The sequence below is a fragment of the Arthrobacter sp. AQ5-05 genome (assembly GCF_003287975.1).
Classification (GTDB): Bacteria; Actinomycetota; Actinomycetes; order Actinomycetales; family Micrococcaceae; genus Paeniglutamicibacter.
The window spans coordinates 1-15,843 of record NZ_QMKQ01000049.1; the positions used below are offsets into that span (position 1 = coordinate 1).

13 protein-coding genes are annotated in these 15,843 nt (G+C 62.5%); 7 read left to right on the forward strand and 6 right to left on the reverse strand.

Translation table 11 applies throughout. The annotated features are described in order from the left end of the window. Positions 1-122: 122 nt before the first annotated feature. The 4 genes from DQ353_RS21885 to DQ353_RS20515 form a co-directional block, all read right to left on the reverse strand. Positions 123-485: a hypothetical protein gene (locus DQ353_RS21885; RefSeq protein ID WP_181578538.1), complete on the reverse strand. Its 363-nt coding sequence runs from the start codon at positions 483-485 to the stop codon at positions 123-125. A 339-nt stretch (positions 486-824) separates the two neighbouring features. Beyond that, positions 825-1,640, reverse strand: a complete 816-nt coding sequence (locus tag DQ353_RS20505; RefSeq protein ID WP_113765039.1) for an ExeA family protein — start codon at positions 1,638-1,640, stop codon at positions 825-827. Next, positions 1,637-3,178, reverse strand: a complete 1,542-nt coding sequence (locus DQ353_RS20510) for a DDE-type integrase/transposase/recombinase (RefSeq protein ID WP_113765040.1) — start codon at positions 3,176-3,178, stop codon at positions 1,637-1,639. Before DQ353_RS20510 ends, DQ353_RS20505 begins: the two co-directional genes overlap by 4 nt. An 87-nt stretch (positions 3,179-3,265) precedes the next feature. Next, the gene (locus tag DQ353_RS20515; protein WP_113765041.1) at positions 3,266-3,910 is read right to left on the reverse strand and encodes a helix-turn-helix domain-containing protein; all 645 of its coding nucleotides are present in this window, start codon (positions 3,908-3,910) and stop codon (positions 3,266-3,268) included. A 343-nt stretch (positions 3,911-4,253) separates the two neighbouring features. Between DQ353_RS20515 and DQ353_RS20520 the strand changes: the two genes are divergently transcribed. From DQ353_RS20520 to DQ353_RS20535, 5 genes are all read left to right on the forward strand, one after another. Then, positions 4,254-4,751 carry a universal stress protein gene (locus DQ353_RS20520; protein ID WP_181578539.1) on the forward strand — a complete coding sequence of 166 codons (498 nt, stop codon included), beginning with the start codon at positions 4,254-4,256 and terminating at the stop codon, positions 4,749-4,751. Between the two features lie 128 nt (positions 4,752-4,879). After that, entirely contained in the window at positions 4,880-5,971 is a 1,092-nt protein-coding gene (locus tag DQ353_RS20525) for a GTP-binding protein (RefSeq protein ID WP_146755362.1), read from the forward strand. Between the two features lie 57 nt (positions 5,972-6,028). Continuing rightward, entirely contained in the window at positions 6,029-6,151 is a 123-nt protein-coding gene (ykgO, locus tag DQ353_RS20530) for a type B 50S ribosomal protein L36 (RefSeq protein ID WP_071216524.1), read from the forward strand. A gap of 156 nt (positions 6,152-6,307) precedes the next feature. Then, a complete protein-coding gene (locus tag DQ353_RS21890; protein ID WP_181578540.1) occupies positions 6,308-6,472 on the forward strand; it encodes a hypothetical protein in 165 nt (54 codons plus the stop codon). Between the two features lie 28 nt (positions 6,473-6,500). Beyond that, entirely contained in the window at positions 6,501-9,029 is a 2,529-nt protein-coding gene (locus tag DQ353_RS20535) for an SH3 domain-containing protein (RefSeq protein WP_113765044.1), read from the forward strand. 56 nt (positions 9,030-9,085) lie between these two features. Here DQ353_RS20535 and DQ353_RS20540 read toward each other — a convergent pair whose 3' ends face one another. Next, on the reverse strand, positions 9,086-9,322 hold the full coding sequence (locus DQ353_RS20540; protein ID WP_113765045.1) for a hypothetical protein: 237 nt from the start codon (positions 9,320-9,322) through the stop codon (positions 9,086-9,088). A gap of 216 nt (positions 9,323-9,538) precedes the next feature. On the opposite strand from DQ353_RS20540, the gene DQ353_RS20545 reads away from it, so the two are divergent. Further along, entirely contained in the window at positions 9,539-11,131 is a 1,593-nt protein-coding gene (locus tag DQ353_RS20545) for an ABC-F family ATP-binding cassette domain-containing protein (RefSeq protein ID WP_113765046.1), read from the forward strand. Positions 11,132-11,197: 66 nt separating this feature from the next. On the opposite strand, the gene DQ353_RS20550 is transcribed toward DQ353_RS20545, so the two are convergent. Further along, complete coding sequence (locus tag DQ353_RS20550; RefSeq protein WP_181578541.1) at positions 11,198-13,237, reverse strand: hypothetical protein; 2,040 nt, start codon at positions 13,235-13,237, stop codon at positions 11,198-11,200. Between the two features lie 880 nt (positions 13,238-14,117). Between DQ353_RS20550 and serA the strand changes: the two genes are divergently transcribed. Beyond that, entirely contained in the window at positions 14,118-15,713 is a 1,596-nt protein-coding gene (serA, locus tag DQ353_RS20555; protein WP_113765048.1) for a phosphoglycerate dehydrogenase, read from the forward strand. Positions 15,714-15,843 lie beyond the last annotated feature (130 nt).

A 15,843-nucleotide genomic window follows, 5' to 3' on the forward strand; every position in this document is an offset into this window, starting at 1 on the left:
CTTCTGGGCGTCCATCACGAGGCGGACTGCTCGCTGGCGAAGCTCATCTGGATATTTCTTCGGTGGTGCCATGGTGTTCATCCTTTCAAGGATTCAACACCCTCCATTAAACCCGGGGCGGTTCAGATCGTTGGTGCGGCGGCGCCGTCCAGGTAGTGGTTCAGCAAGGTGGCCGGGGTGTGCGGGCCAACGGCGGCAAGCTTGCCGTTCTTGGCTCCAAAGCTTCCCTTGGCGCTCTTCCACCCGGCATCATCGAAACCTGGGGTGGTCCAGGCGCGCAGCGACTCGGCGCCTGCCGCGGGATCCGAACCGTCATCGAGGTACTGCCAGGTCGTGTCGGTCGTCGAGATGACCGGGTCGGTGGGAACCGCCGAAGCGGCAAAGGATGGCACGGGTGCGGCAAGCGCCCCGCCGAGCACGGCGAGCAGCACGGCTGAGGCAATGCCCCGCCTATGCCGGCGCACCGGAATCTGGGTCTGGGTCATGTCTTCCTTCATGTGGGGATGCGAGAGCCATACGTGCCTTGGCAAGATCCGCCGTTGCGCAAGTGCTGCCGGTTACGGGCCCCGGGACAATGCCGGTGCACGCATGGAATCCCAACGTATCGATGGCGTATGTCGTTCTGTTCGCGTTCACATGGACGGGCGGTAAACCCCGGGTGGCTGGTGGTTCATGGCACCGGATGTTGACCGCCGCGTTATTTGACGATGAAGCCGCCACCGAGTTTGACGACGGACCGGGTAAGGAAACGCCCCTCCAGGAAGATCCCGGAGGGGCGTCCATGGCCAAGGCGGCGGCGTGGTCGTCACCGGCGCCGGGTGCCGCTATTCGGTGAACTCAGTGACCGCCGATTGCGCCGCGGACTGGTCCACGATCGCGCCCTGCGCCGAGCGGGTGGCCATGAGCGCGGCCAGGGCCAGGTTGTTCACGGTGCGCGGGTAGCCGCGGGAGGCCTGATGGATGACCTTGACCGCGTCCTCGGAAAACAGCGGGTCGGCCCGGCCGGCGAACCCCAGGTGCCCCTTGATGTAGTCGGCGGTGTCCTCCAAGGTCATCGGGCCGATGGTGTACCGGGTCCCGATCCGCTGGTCCAAAGCCGAGAGCACCGCCATCTTCAACTGCCGGCGCAGGGTCGGCTGGCCGATCAGCAGGAGGGCGAAATGCGACTCCGTATCCATGGAAACATTGCTGAGCATCCTCAGCGCCTCGAGGTCCTCCACCGAAAGCAGGTGCGCCTCATCGATCAGGATCACGGGCAGGCGGGAGCGCTCGTCCAGTTCCCCGGCGAGCAGGGCGGCGGCCTGCGCGGCCAGCGCCCCGGAGAAGAACGAGGGCGTGGCGCCCAGGGCGGTGACGATCGCCGAGCGGATCCCGCGGATGCCGATGGTCGGGTCCGGGACATAGATGATTTGGTGGCGGGAGGGTTCGAGCTGGTCCAGGGCGGCGCGGGCCGCGACGGTCTTCCCGGCGCCGACTTCCCCGGCGATCACGCCCATGCGGCGGTGCTCGATGCACCAGCGGATGCGGGCGACCGCCTCGCGGTGCCCGGGATGCTGGGTCAGGGCGGCCGGCGGGATGTTGCGGCCGAAGGGAAGCCGGGTGAACCCGAAATGCGTTTGCAGGGTGGAGATCGAAGTCATCGGATGGCCCCGGTTTTCTGCTCGGTGTTCTGGTGGATGTCGGCGAAGCTGATCGGTGCGGCGGTGCGTGACTCACGGTGCCGGGTCGCGACCAGGTCCAGGTAGTTGATCCCGGTGGCGATGTTCGCGGACGCGTCGTTGTCCCTCGCGGCGTTGGCGACCTTGGCATGCACGTGCCGCCCGATCTTCAGGATTTTCGCTTGCCCGGCCGCGTGGCCGTGGTGGTTGTTCACCGCGACCTGCCCGTCCAGGTCGAAGGGGTCATAGACCAGTTCCACCCTGGTGCCGGCCAGCAGCGGATCGACCTCGTAGGTGTTCGAATGCAGGGACACGGTCCCGGTCTTGGAAACGGTGCGGACATCGGACCAGAGGAACGCCTCGCGGATCTGATCCAGGGACTTGCGCACCGGGGTGCGGTGCTCCCAGGCCGCCTCCCAGCGGGCCAGCGGCGTTTGCCCGGTGGTGGTGTGCTGCTGGTGGTGGTAGGCCATGTTCACCCACCCGGTGAACAGCGTGTTCAGTTCCTTCAGGGTGCTGATCTGGGAGCCGGCCGCGGGGTCGGTGCCCGGGAGCATGGGAGTGTCGGTGACGGTGATTTCGCCCAAGAACTGGCTGGTGACCGTCGAAAAGAAGCGTTCGATCTTGCCCCTGCCCTGGGGCCGGTACGGGGCCGAATGCACGAGCCGGATCCCGAGCTTGGCGCAGGTCCGCGATAGGGACTTGTCAACCATGGCGGCCCCGTTGTCCAGGTAGGTTACCTCGGGGATGCCGTAGGTTTCGAAGGCCGGGCGCAGGACCGCGCCGAGCCTGATGGCGTCCTCGGCCCAGGCCCAGCGGGCGGCGGTGACCATGCGGGAATGGTCGTCAAGGAACGCGAAGAGGTAGGTTTTCCTGCCGTTGATCTTGGGCCCGTGCAGGGCGTCACCCACCCAAATCTCGTTCGGATGGTCGCTTTCGAAGCGGCCGGTGGCCACCGGCCGAACACCGGTGGGAATGTCCCTGGAGCGGAAGTGGCGCAGCAGCGTGGTTTCCGAGGGGGCGGTGCCCATGGCCTCGGCGATGATCCTCTTGACCTGCGCCGCGGTCCGGTTCGGTTTCTCCCGCTTCAGGGATTCGGCCAGGGCCAGCACGCTCGAGTCGGTGTAGGGGGTGGAGGCGCGTTCGTCGGGTTTCAGCCCGTCGAAGCCGCGGGACTGCCAGGCCCGGATCCAGCGGTCCAGGGTTTCGCGGGAGTAGCGGCGGGTCCCGCCGAACGGCCACGGATGGTCGACCTCGGCCAGGGCGCGGACCAGGGGCCCGCGCTGCCGGGTCGTCAGGGAATGGTCGGCAGCAGCCCGGATCACCTGGTATCTGAACAAGGCGATCTTCTCGCGGTGTTCCTTGCGCATCAGCGGGGTCGTGGCCCGCGGGGCCGGATTCGGCGGCACCGGGGAAAGAACGGACGCCGGCGGCGAGACAGGGACCGGTGGCGGCATGGAACCCGGTGGCTGCGGGGCAGCACCAAGCTCAAGGGGTGGGTGGGCTGGAGCACTGGTCATCAAAAAGATCCTTCCGGTGGGGTGAAGCACGGGTCAGCGCAGCCTCCGGGCATCCGGAAACGGCACGTGAACCCCACCTTTGCCCACTTACCGATGTCGCGGCAGGGCGGGCTGGTGTTGCACGCTTTCGGGCCACCCGGCCTCGCTGAAGAACCACGGACCATGCGCGAACAGGGCAGCCTCATGCCACGTCATGGTGACCACGACGCCGGCGGCCGTGCCGTGCAGGCGAGACAGGACCCGGGCGTGGGCCATCAGCATGCCCCACGCATTGGCCGCGGCGGTCTTTGCCGGTGCCGGCCAGAATTCCAGGGCCTCGGCGGTCGCCCGGTGCACCCGGGCGGCGAAGGCTTCGGTGATGGCCGGGGCGTTCGCCCGGAAGGTGCGGAGCCAGTCCCGCACCGTGGACTCGGGACGCTCCAGGATCGCAGCGATCTTCCGGTGCCCCAGCCCCTGGGCGGCGCCCAGTTCCACGGCCTGCCCGATGACATCCACGTGATCGGCCCGGCGGCAGGAAAACTCGGCGGGCAAGAGGATGTGGGTGGCCCGGCAGCCGCGGCAGCGGGCCCGGCGCGGGGTGAACCAGCGGTTCCGGACCGGTGTTCCGCAGCGGATGACCCGTGCCGTCCCGAAGCCCCAGGGCCGCAGCCGGCCCTGACATCGGGGGCAGGGAAGTTCGCGGCCCAGGAGCTGGGATTCGACAGCGGCGGGATCGTGGCTTACCGTAAGCATCAGCGCGACTCGATTTCGCGTCAGAACGACCTGGTGCGGCTTCGAAACTGGCACCGGGTCGTTCGTCTTTAAGTGCCCGGACGGAATTCCGGGAACGAAGGTCTGTCGTCAGCCTGACGCCGCCGACGAGGAACGTCAAGGGGCGGGCCGGGAAACCCGAAGGCAAATGCCTCGTCGTCAGGCAACGCGGTTATCCACGGTCATCCGATGCGACGCCTAACACCGGACAGCAACGGGAAGTCCAAGGGAAGGTTGATGCAAGTTGGTGTTCCCCTCCCGGAAATATGGGCGGAAAATATCAACTAGATAGAGGTTGGATTGCAACGACGCTAAGGAGGCCATGATGGACAAGGAAACGCCCAACGTCGGGGGAGTGGGCCCGATTGTCGTCGGGGTGCTGCCCAAGCAGCCACGGCGGGTGGTGCTTGAGGCGAGGACGTTGGCGGAGGAGTTGGGGGCACCATTGGTCTTTGCCTATGTGGAGATCAACAGCTACCTGGTCGAATGGGAGTTGAAGGAAGACATCCGAGGCAACTCGCTGCATCCCAAGGAAATCGACGAGGACATGACCGAGGACGCACGCGACATCCTGCGGATCCTGGACAGCGCCATGGCCGGTTCGAAGATTTCCTGGTCTTTCCGCGTGCTGGCCGGGGACCCCGGGAAGGCGCTGGCGCGGCTCGGCAGCGAGCTGCATGCGCGCATGATCGTGGTTGGCACCCGGCACCAGGGCGTCGGTGCCAGGTTGTCGGAACTGCTGAACGGAACGACCGCGCACCGCGTGATCGCCCACCAGACGCTGCCGGTCGTCGTGGTCCCGGTGCACCACGAGCCCCATTGATTCAACGGTCCTTCGACTGGTTGGAGCGTTCGGGCCCGCGGCAGGACCTGCCCAGGGCCCGAACACTACGAGGACCATGTTTGGCCGCAACTTGCTAATGAGAATCATTCTTAGATACTGTGGCTGGTGTGACTCTCATACTTGTAACTTCGCTTGAAGCCCACGTCCGAGACAAGGCGCTGGACGCATTGGTGGCGACCAACCCCGAGGCCATGGTGGTTCGCCACGACTTGCTCGAGGGCGAACGGGTGCTGCGCCGCGTGTCCCGCGGTGCGGTCGAAGTCGACCGCACCGAAATTGCGCTGGAGCATGGCTGTCTCACCTGCACTGTCAGGTTGGACGTGGTGCCCACGGTGACTCGAGTCCTCGACGCCGCACCCAGGGACGTTTTCGTGGGGCTGCCGCCAAGCGTGAACGCGGGCATGGTGCTCGAAATTCTCGGTCCGCTGTTGGCCGTGCGGGGGATAAACATTGATTCGGTCTCCCTCGCGCTGGACCCGGCCGAGCTTGAGGACCAGATGTGGGACACCCGCACCCTCTGGCAGGCGGGGCTCAGCAGCGTGCAAGACGATGACCGGACCGCGGGGGAATTTCTTGCCAAGGAAATCGCCTTTGCCGATACCGCGCTGTTGCTCGAGGGGCTCTTTGCCCACCTCTTTGAGGCCGAGGCCCCCGGCTGCCAATCCGGAGGCGAACTGTTCCTTCGCGGAGCCCAGCTGCTCGGGGAGCTGGGGCCGCACTTGGCCGTGATCCACCCCGACCAGGGGCTTGCACTCAATGCCCATGAGCCGGAGGCTGCTCGTCGGCGCTCCACGCCCGGAAACGTCCATGTCCGCAGTGCCGGAACTTCCAGGGAGAAGATGGTCAAGGACGGACCGTTCACAACAATCGAATTGCGGGCTGAGCGACCGTTGCACCCGGGGCGGCTCAAGGAAGCGCTGGGCTGGCTGGCCGAGGGATGCGTGTGGTTGCGAGGCACGCTGTGGATCGGAAATTCACCGGCAACGAAGGTGGTGCTTGGCGGTGCGGGTCCCTTCGTTTGGATCGAAAACCAGGGGACATGGGGCGCGGAAACGGCTCGCACGCATATGGCGCTGACAAGTGACAGCAACGACGCCGTTGAATTGGCGGCGCTCCTTCACTCCTGCGAGCTCACCGATGCCGAAATCCTGGGGACACCGGATTTCGAGGATGCCCTCCGGCTCACCGACTTGGCCTGAAACCAAGGCGTTTGCCTTGAATATATTTTTGCTGCAACACCTACAAAAGGACAAAGAATGAAAGTGCGCAATTCCATCCGCTCGCTGAAGAAGATACCCGGAGCCCAGGTTGTTCGACGTCGTGGCAAGGTCTTTGTCATCAACAAGAAAAACCCCCGTATGAAAGCCCGACAAGGCTAACGGGAATCGCCATGGGCGCGCTGCGGGTACGTCTTTGAAGCACGTACAGGCATCGCGCCCATGCCTTTTCATGGGCAAAGCGCAACGCTTCGGGAGACTGGGTGTGCCGCGGGCAGCAGCTCCACCTTTCGACGTTCCCGTTCCGCGGGGAAAAACTTGGGCACCGATCCGGCACCTGATACGGACGAGCCACTGACGGCAGGTGAAGAGCCTTTGCCGCTTGGCTGCGTGGACATTCTGTGGCGCAAGTTTTCGGCCAGAACGGATATTTCCAAGGAAACCAACCCCGACGTGACGTTATTGGGTACTGTTATGCCTTGATCGTCACACCTTTTTCCAGGAGCCCACATTGCAGCGTAAACACCTTGGAGTAGCGCTGGCCCTTGCCGTTGCGCTGGTTGGCGGGCCAACCACCATTGCCACCGCACAGCCGCTTGCGCCGATTGCCTCGGTCGGCATCAACACCGCCAAGGCGAAACCGGTCAAACAGACCACGGCCAACCTGAACCTGCGCAAGACCACCAATGTGAAGTCGGCCTCGCTGGTCGTGATTCCCAAGAACACCCGGCTGACGATTCTCAAGACCAGTGGCATCTGGAACCAGGTCACCTACAAGTCGAAAACGGGCTGGGTGTCGGGCAACTTCCTCAAACCGGTTCCGGCCACCACGGCCAAGGTCTTCAACTATGCCAAGGCATTCACCACGGTGAAGGCCAAGGCAGCGGCAAGTTCAACGAACGTGCTCTCGATCCACCGCCAGACGAAGGTTGAGGTGCTTGGCAAGACCGGGTCTTGGATCCAGGTCAAGGTGTCAGGCAAGACCGGATTTGTTCCTGCCAGCACCTTGGACAAGACCAACCCGGCTGCCGTACACCGCTGGGTTAACGGCAAGCAGCCGGTGTTCCAGTCCACCAACACGACCACCAAGAAGCTTGGCACCCTGTCGAACAACACCAGGATCCAGTGGCTGCGGACCTCGGGTTCGTGGCAGCAGGTGCGCACCAGCGCCGGCATTGGTTGGATGCAATCAAGCAAGCTTTCCACAAAGGCGATCAAGGCTCCGGCGAAGCCCAAGGTGTACAACTACACCAAGGCCTTCACCACGGTGAAGGCCAAGGCAGCCGCCTCGTCGGTCAACCTCGTGACAATCCACCGCCAGACCAAGGTTGAGGTCATTGGCAAGACCGGTTCTTGGACCAAGGTTGTTGTGTCGGGAAAGACGGGGTACGTTCCGTCCAATGCCCTCAGCACATCGAACCCCGCGGCCGTTTACCGGTGGGTGAAGGGCAACCAACCGGTCTTTCAGAGCACCAATACCTCCAGCAGGAAGCTCGCTACGCTCTCGAACAACACGAAAATCCAATGGCTGCGTAATTATGGCTCGTGGCAGCAGGTGCGCACCAGCGCCGGCATCGGCTGGATGCCGTCGAGCAAGCTCTCGAATGCGGCAATCAAGCCACCCGCGAAGCCCAAGGTCTACAACTACGCCAACGCGTACATCACGGTGAAGAGTGCGGCCTCTGCCTCCTCGGCGAACCTGGTCACGATCCACCGCCAGACCAAGGTCGAGGTGCTCGGCAGGTCCGGTTCCTGGACCAAGATCGTAGTTTCGGGGAAGACCGGATTTGTCCCGTCGTCCACGCTGAGCAAGACCAGCCCCGCGGTGATCTATCGTTGGGTCAACGGCAGCCAGCGAGCCTACGCAGGCGCGAGCACCACCAGTAAGGCAATCATCTCGATGCCGATGAACACGAAGGTGCAGTGGTTGCGGACTTCGGGTTCCTGGCAGCAGGTGCGGACCAGCGCCGGTATTGGCTGGATGGAATCCAAGGGCTTGTCCACGAGGGTGAACCAGGTTCTGCCTTCCAAACCACCGGTAATCTTCAACATCCCGCGCTGGGCCACGGCCAATGTCAATCTCCGCTCGGGACCCGGAACCAACCACAGCATTATTGAAGTGGTTTCCAAGGGGGAGCGGGTCATGCTCGGCACGGCTTCCGGCGGCTGGTCCAACATCGAGGTGGGCGGACGGATAGGTTGGGTCAGCGCCGACTACCTGGCAACTTCGGCACCCAAGCCTCCTGCGCCAAAACCCGATGAAACCACCTTCACTTCCCCGCGTTGGACCACAGCAAACCTCTACCTGCGCTCGGGCGCCGGAACGAACCATGCCGCCATGGGCGTCGTCCCGGTGGGGGAGAAGGTGCTCCTTGGCCGTTCCTCGGGTGGCTGGGCGAACGTGAAGACCAGCAAGGGCACCGGTTGGGTGAGCGCGCTGTACCTCGCCACCTCGGCCCCGCCAACGAAGCCTGTCACCCAATACCGCTGGGCCACCGGAACCGTCAACGTACGCCTGGGCAGTTCGACTTTGGATCCGGTAATCGGCCAGATCCAACCCGGTGAAAAGGTGACCTACCTGGAATCCCGGGACAAATGGGCGCGGGTGATTTCGCGCCATGGCATGGGGTGGATCTCCGAGGCTTACCTAACCAAGACTCCGCTGGCCCAGCTGCTGCCGGAGACTGTTGCCATCATGAATGCGGTTGAGTCCAGGTTCGGGGACTACGTCTCTTCCTACGGCGGCGTCCGTCCGGGTTCCGTTGGACACAGCCAGGGGCTGGCCACGGACATCATGATCAAGAACTACAAGACCGCCCAGGGCGTCAGGAACGGCGACGAGATTGCCAACTTCCTGATCGCCAACAGGGAATCCCTGCGCGTCAGGTACCTGATTTGGCAAGACAAGATCTGGCTGGGACCGGCCAAGGGCTGGGAAGAATACTCGACGCCCGGCAAGTACGGCCAACAATTCACCAACAACTGGAACGACACCACCAAGCACCTGGACCACATCCATGCCGAAACATATGCCAAGTAGCCGCAGGTGGACGGTGCCCGGCAAATAATCCGTCGAGGCATCGGAACGATCCCGGTTCATCCCGCGCGGGTGTTGAGTTCGCGCAGGATGGCGGACTGGATCAGGCGCTTGCGGATCTTGAGATTGATGGGCCGACCGGCCATCAGCATGCCGTAGGCGATCTTCTCGACCTTGCGCTCGGCTCGGCCGATGATGTTGTCGATCTCGCTGGTGGGCAAGGAATCGATGTAGTCCCAGATGAGTTGTTCGTGGGCAGAACTGTCGCGTGAACCGGTGAATTCGTTTGCAGACACGGCACGCCTCCTGCTTCCAGTGTGGCATTGGAAGCGGAAACGCGCCATGATGCTGAGCCACTGAGGAAGAGCTCGGAGGGAGCCTGCGGCCAAGCCTTGTAGAATCATTGATGGTGTTTAGCGGTATTGGCTCGTGTCCATTTCACCGAGCGGACTCCGCATGGGGGAACGTGCCCGTTATTCCACCACCGATGCTATTGATAGGACCACACCAGCATGAGCTTGATCCGGCTAAACGATGTCAGCGTTCGATTCGAAAACAACCAGATCCTGCGCGAGGCATTCTTCAAGCTCGAGGCGGGGGACCGGGTCGGACTCATTGGGCGGAACGGCTCGGGCAAGTCGACCCTGCTGAAGTTGGTCCTGGACCAGGTATCCCCGGACACCGGCACGGTCGCCGTGGAACTGGGAACCAAGATCGGTTACTTCTCCCAGTTCTCGGAACTCAACGGTGCCGCCACCATTTCCGAGGTGCTAAACGATCTCTTTGTTGAGGTCAAGGCGATCGAAGCGGAACTTGCAGAGATTGATGAGGCGATTGCCGCCGATCCCAAGGCCGATGAGATGGAACGTTTGATCCATCGCCAGTCGGAGCTCTTTGAATCCATGGATCGATTGGATGGCTGGGACTACCCTCGCACCATTGACACCGTGCTCACAAAACTTGGCTTCGATGAAGCCCACCGCATTTGCCCCATTGATTCCTTGTCCGGCGGCTGGCGCAACCGTGCCGCATTGGCCAAGATCCTGCTCGAGGACCCGGACGTGCTCCTGCTGGACGAGCCGACCAACTTCCTTGACGTTGCCGGCGTTGAATGGCTGGAGAACTGGTTCAAGTCATTCCAAGGTGCGGCGATCATCGTCTCGCACGACCGGAAGTTCCTGGACTCGGTGGTCACCCGGATCGTTGAGGTAGAGAACTTCCACCTCCACGAATACCCGGGAAACTTTGCCCAGTACGTGGTGGCCAAGCAGTTCAAGCTCAAGACCCTCGAATCGCAGTTCGTCCACGAGTCAGAGCTTCTGGCTTTCGAGGCCGAAGGCATTTCCGACCGCCGTGAGGCAGCCAAGGCCGCCAGCAAGGGGCTGGACAACAAGCTTTCGAAGATCAAGAAGTCACGGGCCCCGCGCCCCGTGGACAAGATCATCACCGAGATCTACGGCGGCCTGCATATCAAGGACACCCTCTGCCGGGTGGAGGGCCTGTCCAAGTCCTACGGGGACAAGACGCTATTCACCGATCTCAGCTTCGAGGTGCGCCGCGGCAACCGCTTGGTCATCCTCGGTGCCAATGGCAGTGGCAAGTCCACGCTGCTGCGGGTGCTCACCGAGGAGGAAAAGCAGGATTCGGGTTACGTGACCTGGACCAAGGGCGCCGCGGTCGTTTCCTATAACCAGATCCTTGAGGAACTGGACAACGAGGACACCGTGACCCACGCGGTCAACGCCATGCCCAATTCCTTGGCCTTCACCGCCACCAAGAAATCTGTCAACCGCTTCCTGGCCATGTTCCAGTTCTCCGAGGCCGACTTGAAAAACCGCATTGGCAACCTCTCTGGAGGCCAGCGTTCTCGTGTGGCCATGGCCATGTGCCTGCTCTCGGGCGCCTCGGTGCTGGTCTTGGATGAGCCCACGAACCATCTGGACATGTCCAGCACCCAGGTCATGGAACGCGCGCTGCTGCACTTCCCGGGCGCCGTGGTAGTGGTTAGTCACGACCGCTTCTTCACCGAGAAGATCGCCAACCGCTACCTGGTGTTTGGCGCCGAGAACGCGAAGCCGGGAGAGGTCGCAGTCCGCGGGGCCTAGTAAAAAGCCTGCCATGGTGCCCTGTTATTGCCAGGAATCCGGGAGACCACTTTCGTGGCCCAGCCACTAACCGTCCGGACGCTGCGTTGGGACGGCAGGCTTCTTGCGTGCTGGAGCCTTGACTGGTAACAAATCCAGCTCCACCAATACGGTTTTGTCGGTGTAGCCGAAGACCCGGCCCGACGGAGTCGACGCGAGTCGGCTCCCGAACCGTTCCTTGCCCGCAGGGCTCCCGATGACGGCCCTGGTTCCGGCGCGGAAGTCGACGACGGTCGTGGTCCCCGCCGCGCTGTGGACAACCTTGGAGCCGTCGCGAACCTGCGCGAGGTCGGCATCGGCCCAGCCGGGGCGGGTGGCAGCGTTGCTGGCCTGTGTTAGACGATGACGTGCCACCAACTTGCCGGTGGCCGGATCAATGATGTTGATGCCTTCGATGTCAGCTACGAGCAGCCATCCAGCAATGAGTTTGGGCGCATAGAGCGCACCCGCTGTGGCCACTGGTGTGTTTTCCCAGATCTTCCTCTTGGTCGCGATCTCCAGCTTGAAGACCTTGGCTGGCCCTTTGGTGTCGGGCAAGCCATAGCCGTTGCGCACCGATGAGGTTCCGTAAACGTAATGTTCGTCGGCCGTCAGACCAATGATGGAGTGGGCCTTGACGAATCCCGTGCCGCGGCCATCGAGCACCCATGCGATCTTGTTGGTGCGTGGGTCGATCATTCCCAGCACACCGCCGGCCAGCCCGTAGTCAGGGACAGTCCCGAAGAACACGTTGCGTGAATTCACGGCCCAACCGAAGGGACGGGATTGGTGATATTTGCGGCTCAGCCTGTCGAGCCGCACGTATCCATCCGGCCGGTCCATCTTGCGGTTGTCCATGCTGATGATGTCGGCGGATCCGTAGGATCCGATGTAGCTGCGTTGGCCGTTGTACTCGATCATGCGCTCGACCTGGTTGACGACATGTTCATCGTTGGGGGAGTGCCAGCGGGCGCCGGTGTCGGGATTGACCGCGGCTACTCCGTGTCCCATGTAGCCGCCCACGTAGATCTTCCCGTCGGAATGTCCCATGAGCGATTGGATCTTGTATTCGCCGGGGGTAAGCGAGACTGTGCGTACGGTTGTTACGTTGCCACTGGCAAAGTTGAAGTACTCCAAGCGCAGTCCGGTGGGGATCTGGCTGGCCACGAGTACCTGGGTGGTAGTGGCAATCAGGGCCAGGGGAGCGTTTAGTCCGACCGGGCCCAACTTGGTGTCCTGCCACGTCGACACGTTGGTGGAGTAGAGGACGCCCTTGGTGATGCTGTAGATGCGCCCGCTGTCCTTGACTTCCGCGGATGTGCGTCGGGCGGACCAGACGCGGTTCACCTGGCCTGCCCATCTGTTGCTGGCTGGGTCAAGCAGGAGCTCGGCTGTGATGTCACTAGCAGTCACCACCACGCGGTTCCCGAGAACAGCGATGGAAGAAATGAAGCCGTTGGACATTGGCTCGGGCAACTGGATTTCGGTGCGCTGCCCCGGGTTGGCCGCGGGGAAGCTGAACAGCCGGGGGTTCAATGAACCGGTGCCGACCCAGACCGTGTCGTCCGGGCCGATGGCCAGGCGCCTGGCATAGTGGGTGTCCGAAGCGAGCCGCGAGTGGGTCTGTATCTTTTTTGTTGCTGGAGTGTAGATGAAGGTGGTCCCAGTGGGGTAGGTACCTCCCCAGACGTTTCCGGCCGAGTCCAGCGTCAGCTCGTACACTGTGCTCGCTCCCGGGACTTCGCCGATCCGGCGAACCAGCTTGGGGTTTGCCGGATTCCACGCGTAGAGGCTGCTGCCGGTAGCTAGGTAGAGGGTCTTGCTGCCCCGGTGCCAGACCAGTGATTCAATGCCACCGTTGTGGCTAGCGGGGATGGTGACTACGTGAACAGGAGCCCCGGAAAGCGGATTGACGATCTGTAATTGGTGGATAGGACCCACTATTGATACAGCCAGCCAAGGGAATGGGGCAGCGGCCAGCCCCGGCAAAGGCGCAACCGCTTTGAGACCGAGGGCCGGGAAGGCTCCTGGGAATCGGGCGATGGCACCTCTAGTGTTCGGCGCCTTCGCCAAGGTGGCTGTCAGCAATGGATCGCGCTGGCGCAGTGGGGGCGGTCCGGGTGCAGGCGTCGGCTTGGAATTCGGGGTAGTTTGCGCTGGTGCGGGAGGGTTGGGAAGTTCGGAGGATACCCAAGGCGAAAGCGCAGCCCCTCCGGATGCCAGTGCCGCTAGAGACAACAATGCACGCCTGGTGAGCCGTGGCGATTCATGCTGTTGTTCTGGGGGCAAGGTTGACGAACCTTTCGTGGTGAAGATGAATGCCGGCCGCCTCGACACTAGCAGTCCGACTTTGTGGTTCGCTGAAAAGGATCATCGGACAACACAGGATTCCATATCTCCGTTGGTACGGTTCGCCTTGGGCCCAAAGCAGCGGCCATATTAGGTGGGCCCCGAAGGGGTGCGCCACTTTGGCCCGTGTCGGAAGCAGCGAAACCGGAATCGATGCAGGGGGTCGACAGGTGTGCAAAGGAAGTCTTCTCCAGAGAAACTGTCACGTTCGGCTGGAGGGCCCGAGGCACGATCCGCAGCGGCGCGAGAGCCCTGTCGCATCAGGATTGGAAACCAATAGTGAGGCATCGCTTTGAGGCAAAGCCAAACGGCAAGCACCGAGTCGTGGTGTGGCGCTGAGTGGCTTCGCGGGAACCCTCCAGGCACCAGTGCGACATGCTGCACTCTTCAGCCGAGGAGTGTGGAGCGAAGCGACCGTTTGGGACCGTTTTGTACCGGGTCCCACGAAATCCGATGGAATCCAAATGCCTGTGAAGATATTCACAAAACGCTTGCGCGATCCCGTAACATCGCGCCGTGGAGCCGGGTATATGACGTACTGGGCGATATTCTGGGCTTTCTGGTTCGGTCGATCCCGGACCATGCATCCAGCCCACTGAAATAGCAAAGGTGCCACCCCGTGTCTGTAAACAAGCCAGTCGTCCTTTTGGCCGAAGAACTCTCGCCCGCAACAGTTGCGGCGTTGGGTCCCGATTTCGAGATTCGGCAGACAGACGGTGCGGACCGCTCCCAGCTGCTGGCCGCCATTGCCGACGTGGATGCCATCCTCGTGCGCTCGGCCACCCAGATCGATGCAGAGGCAATTGCCGCAGCCAAGAACCTCAAGATCATTGCCCGCGCAGGTGTCGGCCTGGACAACGTTGACATCAAGGCAGCCACCCAGGCCGGTGTCATGGTCGTGAACGCTCCGACCTCCAACATCATTTCCGCCGCGGAGCTGACCGTGGGGCACATCGTGTCCCTGGCCCGCCGCATTCCGGCGGCCAACGCCTCGCTGAAGGCCGGTGCCTGGAAGCGCAGCTCCTACACCGGTGTCGAGCTATTTGAGAAGAAGGCCGGCATCATTGGCCTGGGCCGCATTGGTGCCCTGGTGGCCGCACGCCTGCAGGGCTTTGGCATGGAAATCCTTGCCTACGATCCCTACATCACCCCGGCACGCGCCCAGCAGCTCGGCGTAACCCTGGTGGAGCTGGATGAACTTTTGGCCCAGTCCGACTTCATCACCATCCACATGCCCAAGACCCCGGAAACCGTTGGCATGCTTGGCAAGGACGCCTTTGCCAAGATGAAGAACTCCGCCTATGTGATTAATGTGGCCCGTGGTGGCCTGGTGGACCAGGATGCGCTTTACACGGCGCTGAAGAACGAGGAAATTGCCGGAGCCGGCATTGACGTCTTCGTCCAGGAGCCGAGCACGGATCTTCCCTTCTTTGAATTCGAAAACGTCACGGTCACCCCGCACCTTGGAGCCTCGACCGACGAAGCCCAGGAAAAGGCCGGCGTCTCCGTGGCCAAGTCCGTTCGCTTGGCTCTGGCCGGCGAGCTGGTTCCCGACGCGGTCAACGTTGCCGGTGGTGTCATTGACGAAAACGTCCGCCCGGGCATCCCCCTGATCGAGAAGCTGGGTCGCATCTTCAATGCGCTGACCGTTGGCTCCCTGACCAGCATCGACGTTGTCGTTGCCGGAGAGATAGCTTCCCTGGATGTAAAGGCCCTGGAACTTTCGGCGCTCAAGGGTGTCTTCATGGATGTCGTCTCCGACCAGGTCTCCTACGTCAACGCTCCTGTGCTGGCGGAACAGCGCGGCGTGGCCACCCGTCTGGTCACCTCCCCGGATTCTCCCGAATACCGCAATCTGCTCACCGTGAAGGGCGCTTCCACCGAAGGCACGCAGCTTTCGGTTGCCGGTACCCTGACAGGCCCGAAGCAGATCGAGAAGCTCGTGGGCATCAACGGCTACGAAATCGAAATCCCGATCACCGACCACATGATCGTGCTGCGCTATGCAGATCGCCCGGGTGTAATTGGTACCTTGGGCAACGTCTTGGGCGAGCAGGGCGTGAACATTGCCGGCATGCAGGTTGCCCGCAAGGAAGAGCGCGGCGAGGCCGTTGCGGTCTTGGCCATCGATTCCGCGCTCCCAACGGGGGTGCTGGACATTGTCCGTGCCGCCATCGGAGCCACTGTGGCCCGTGAAATCAACCTCGAGGACTAACCCCAATACCGTTTACTTAGTCTTCAAGTGTGTTAATCTTTTGGAATGGCACGAAGCGGATGGGTGAAGCCCGAAGGTCCAGAACGGTTGGGAGACCACGTCTCCCTGGGCGTACTCACGAAGGTGTTTA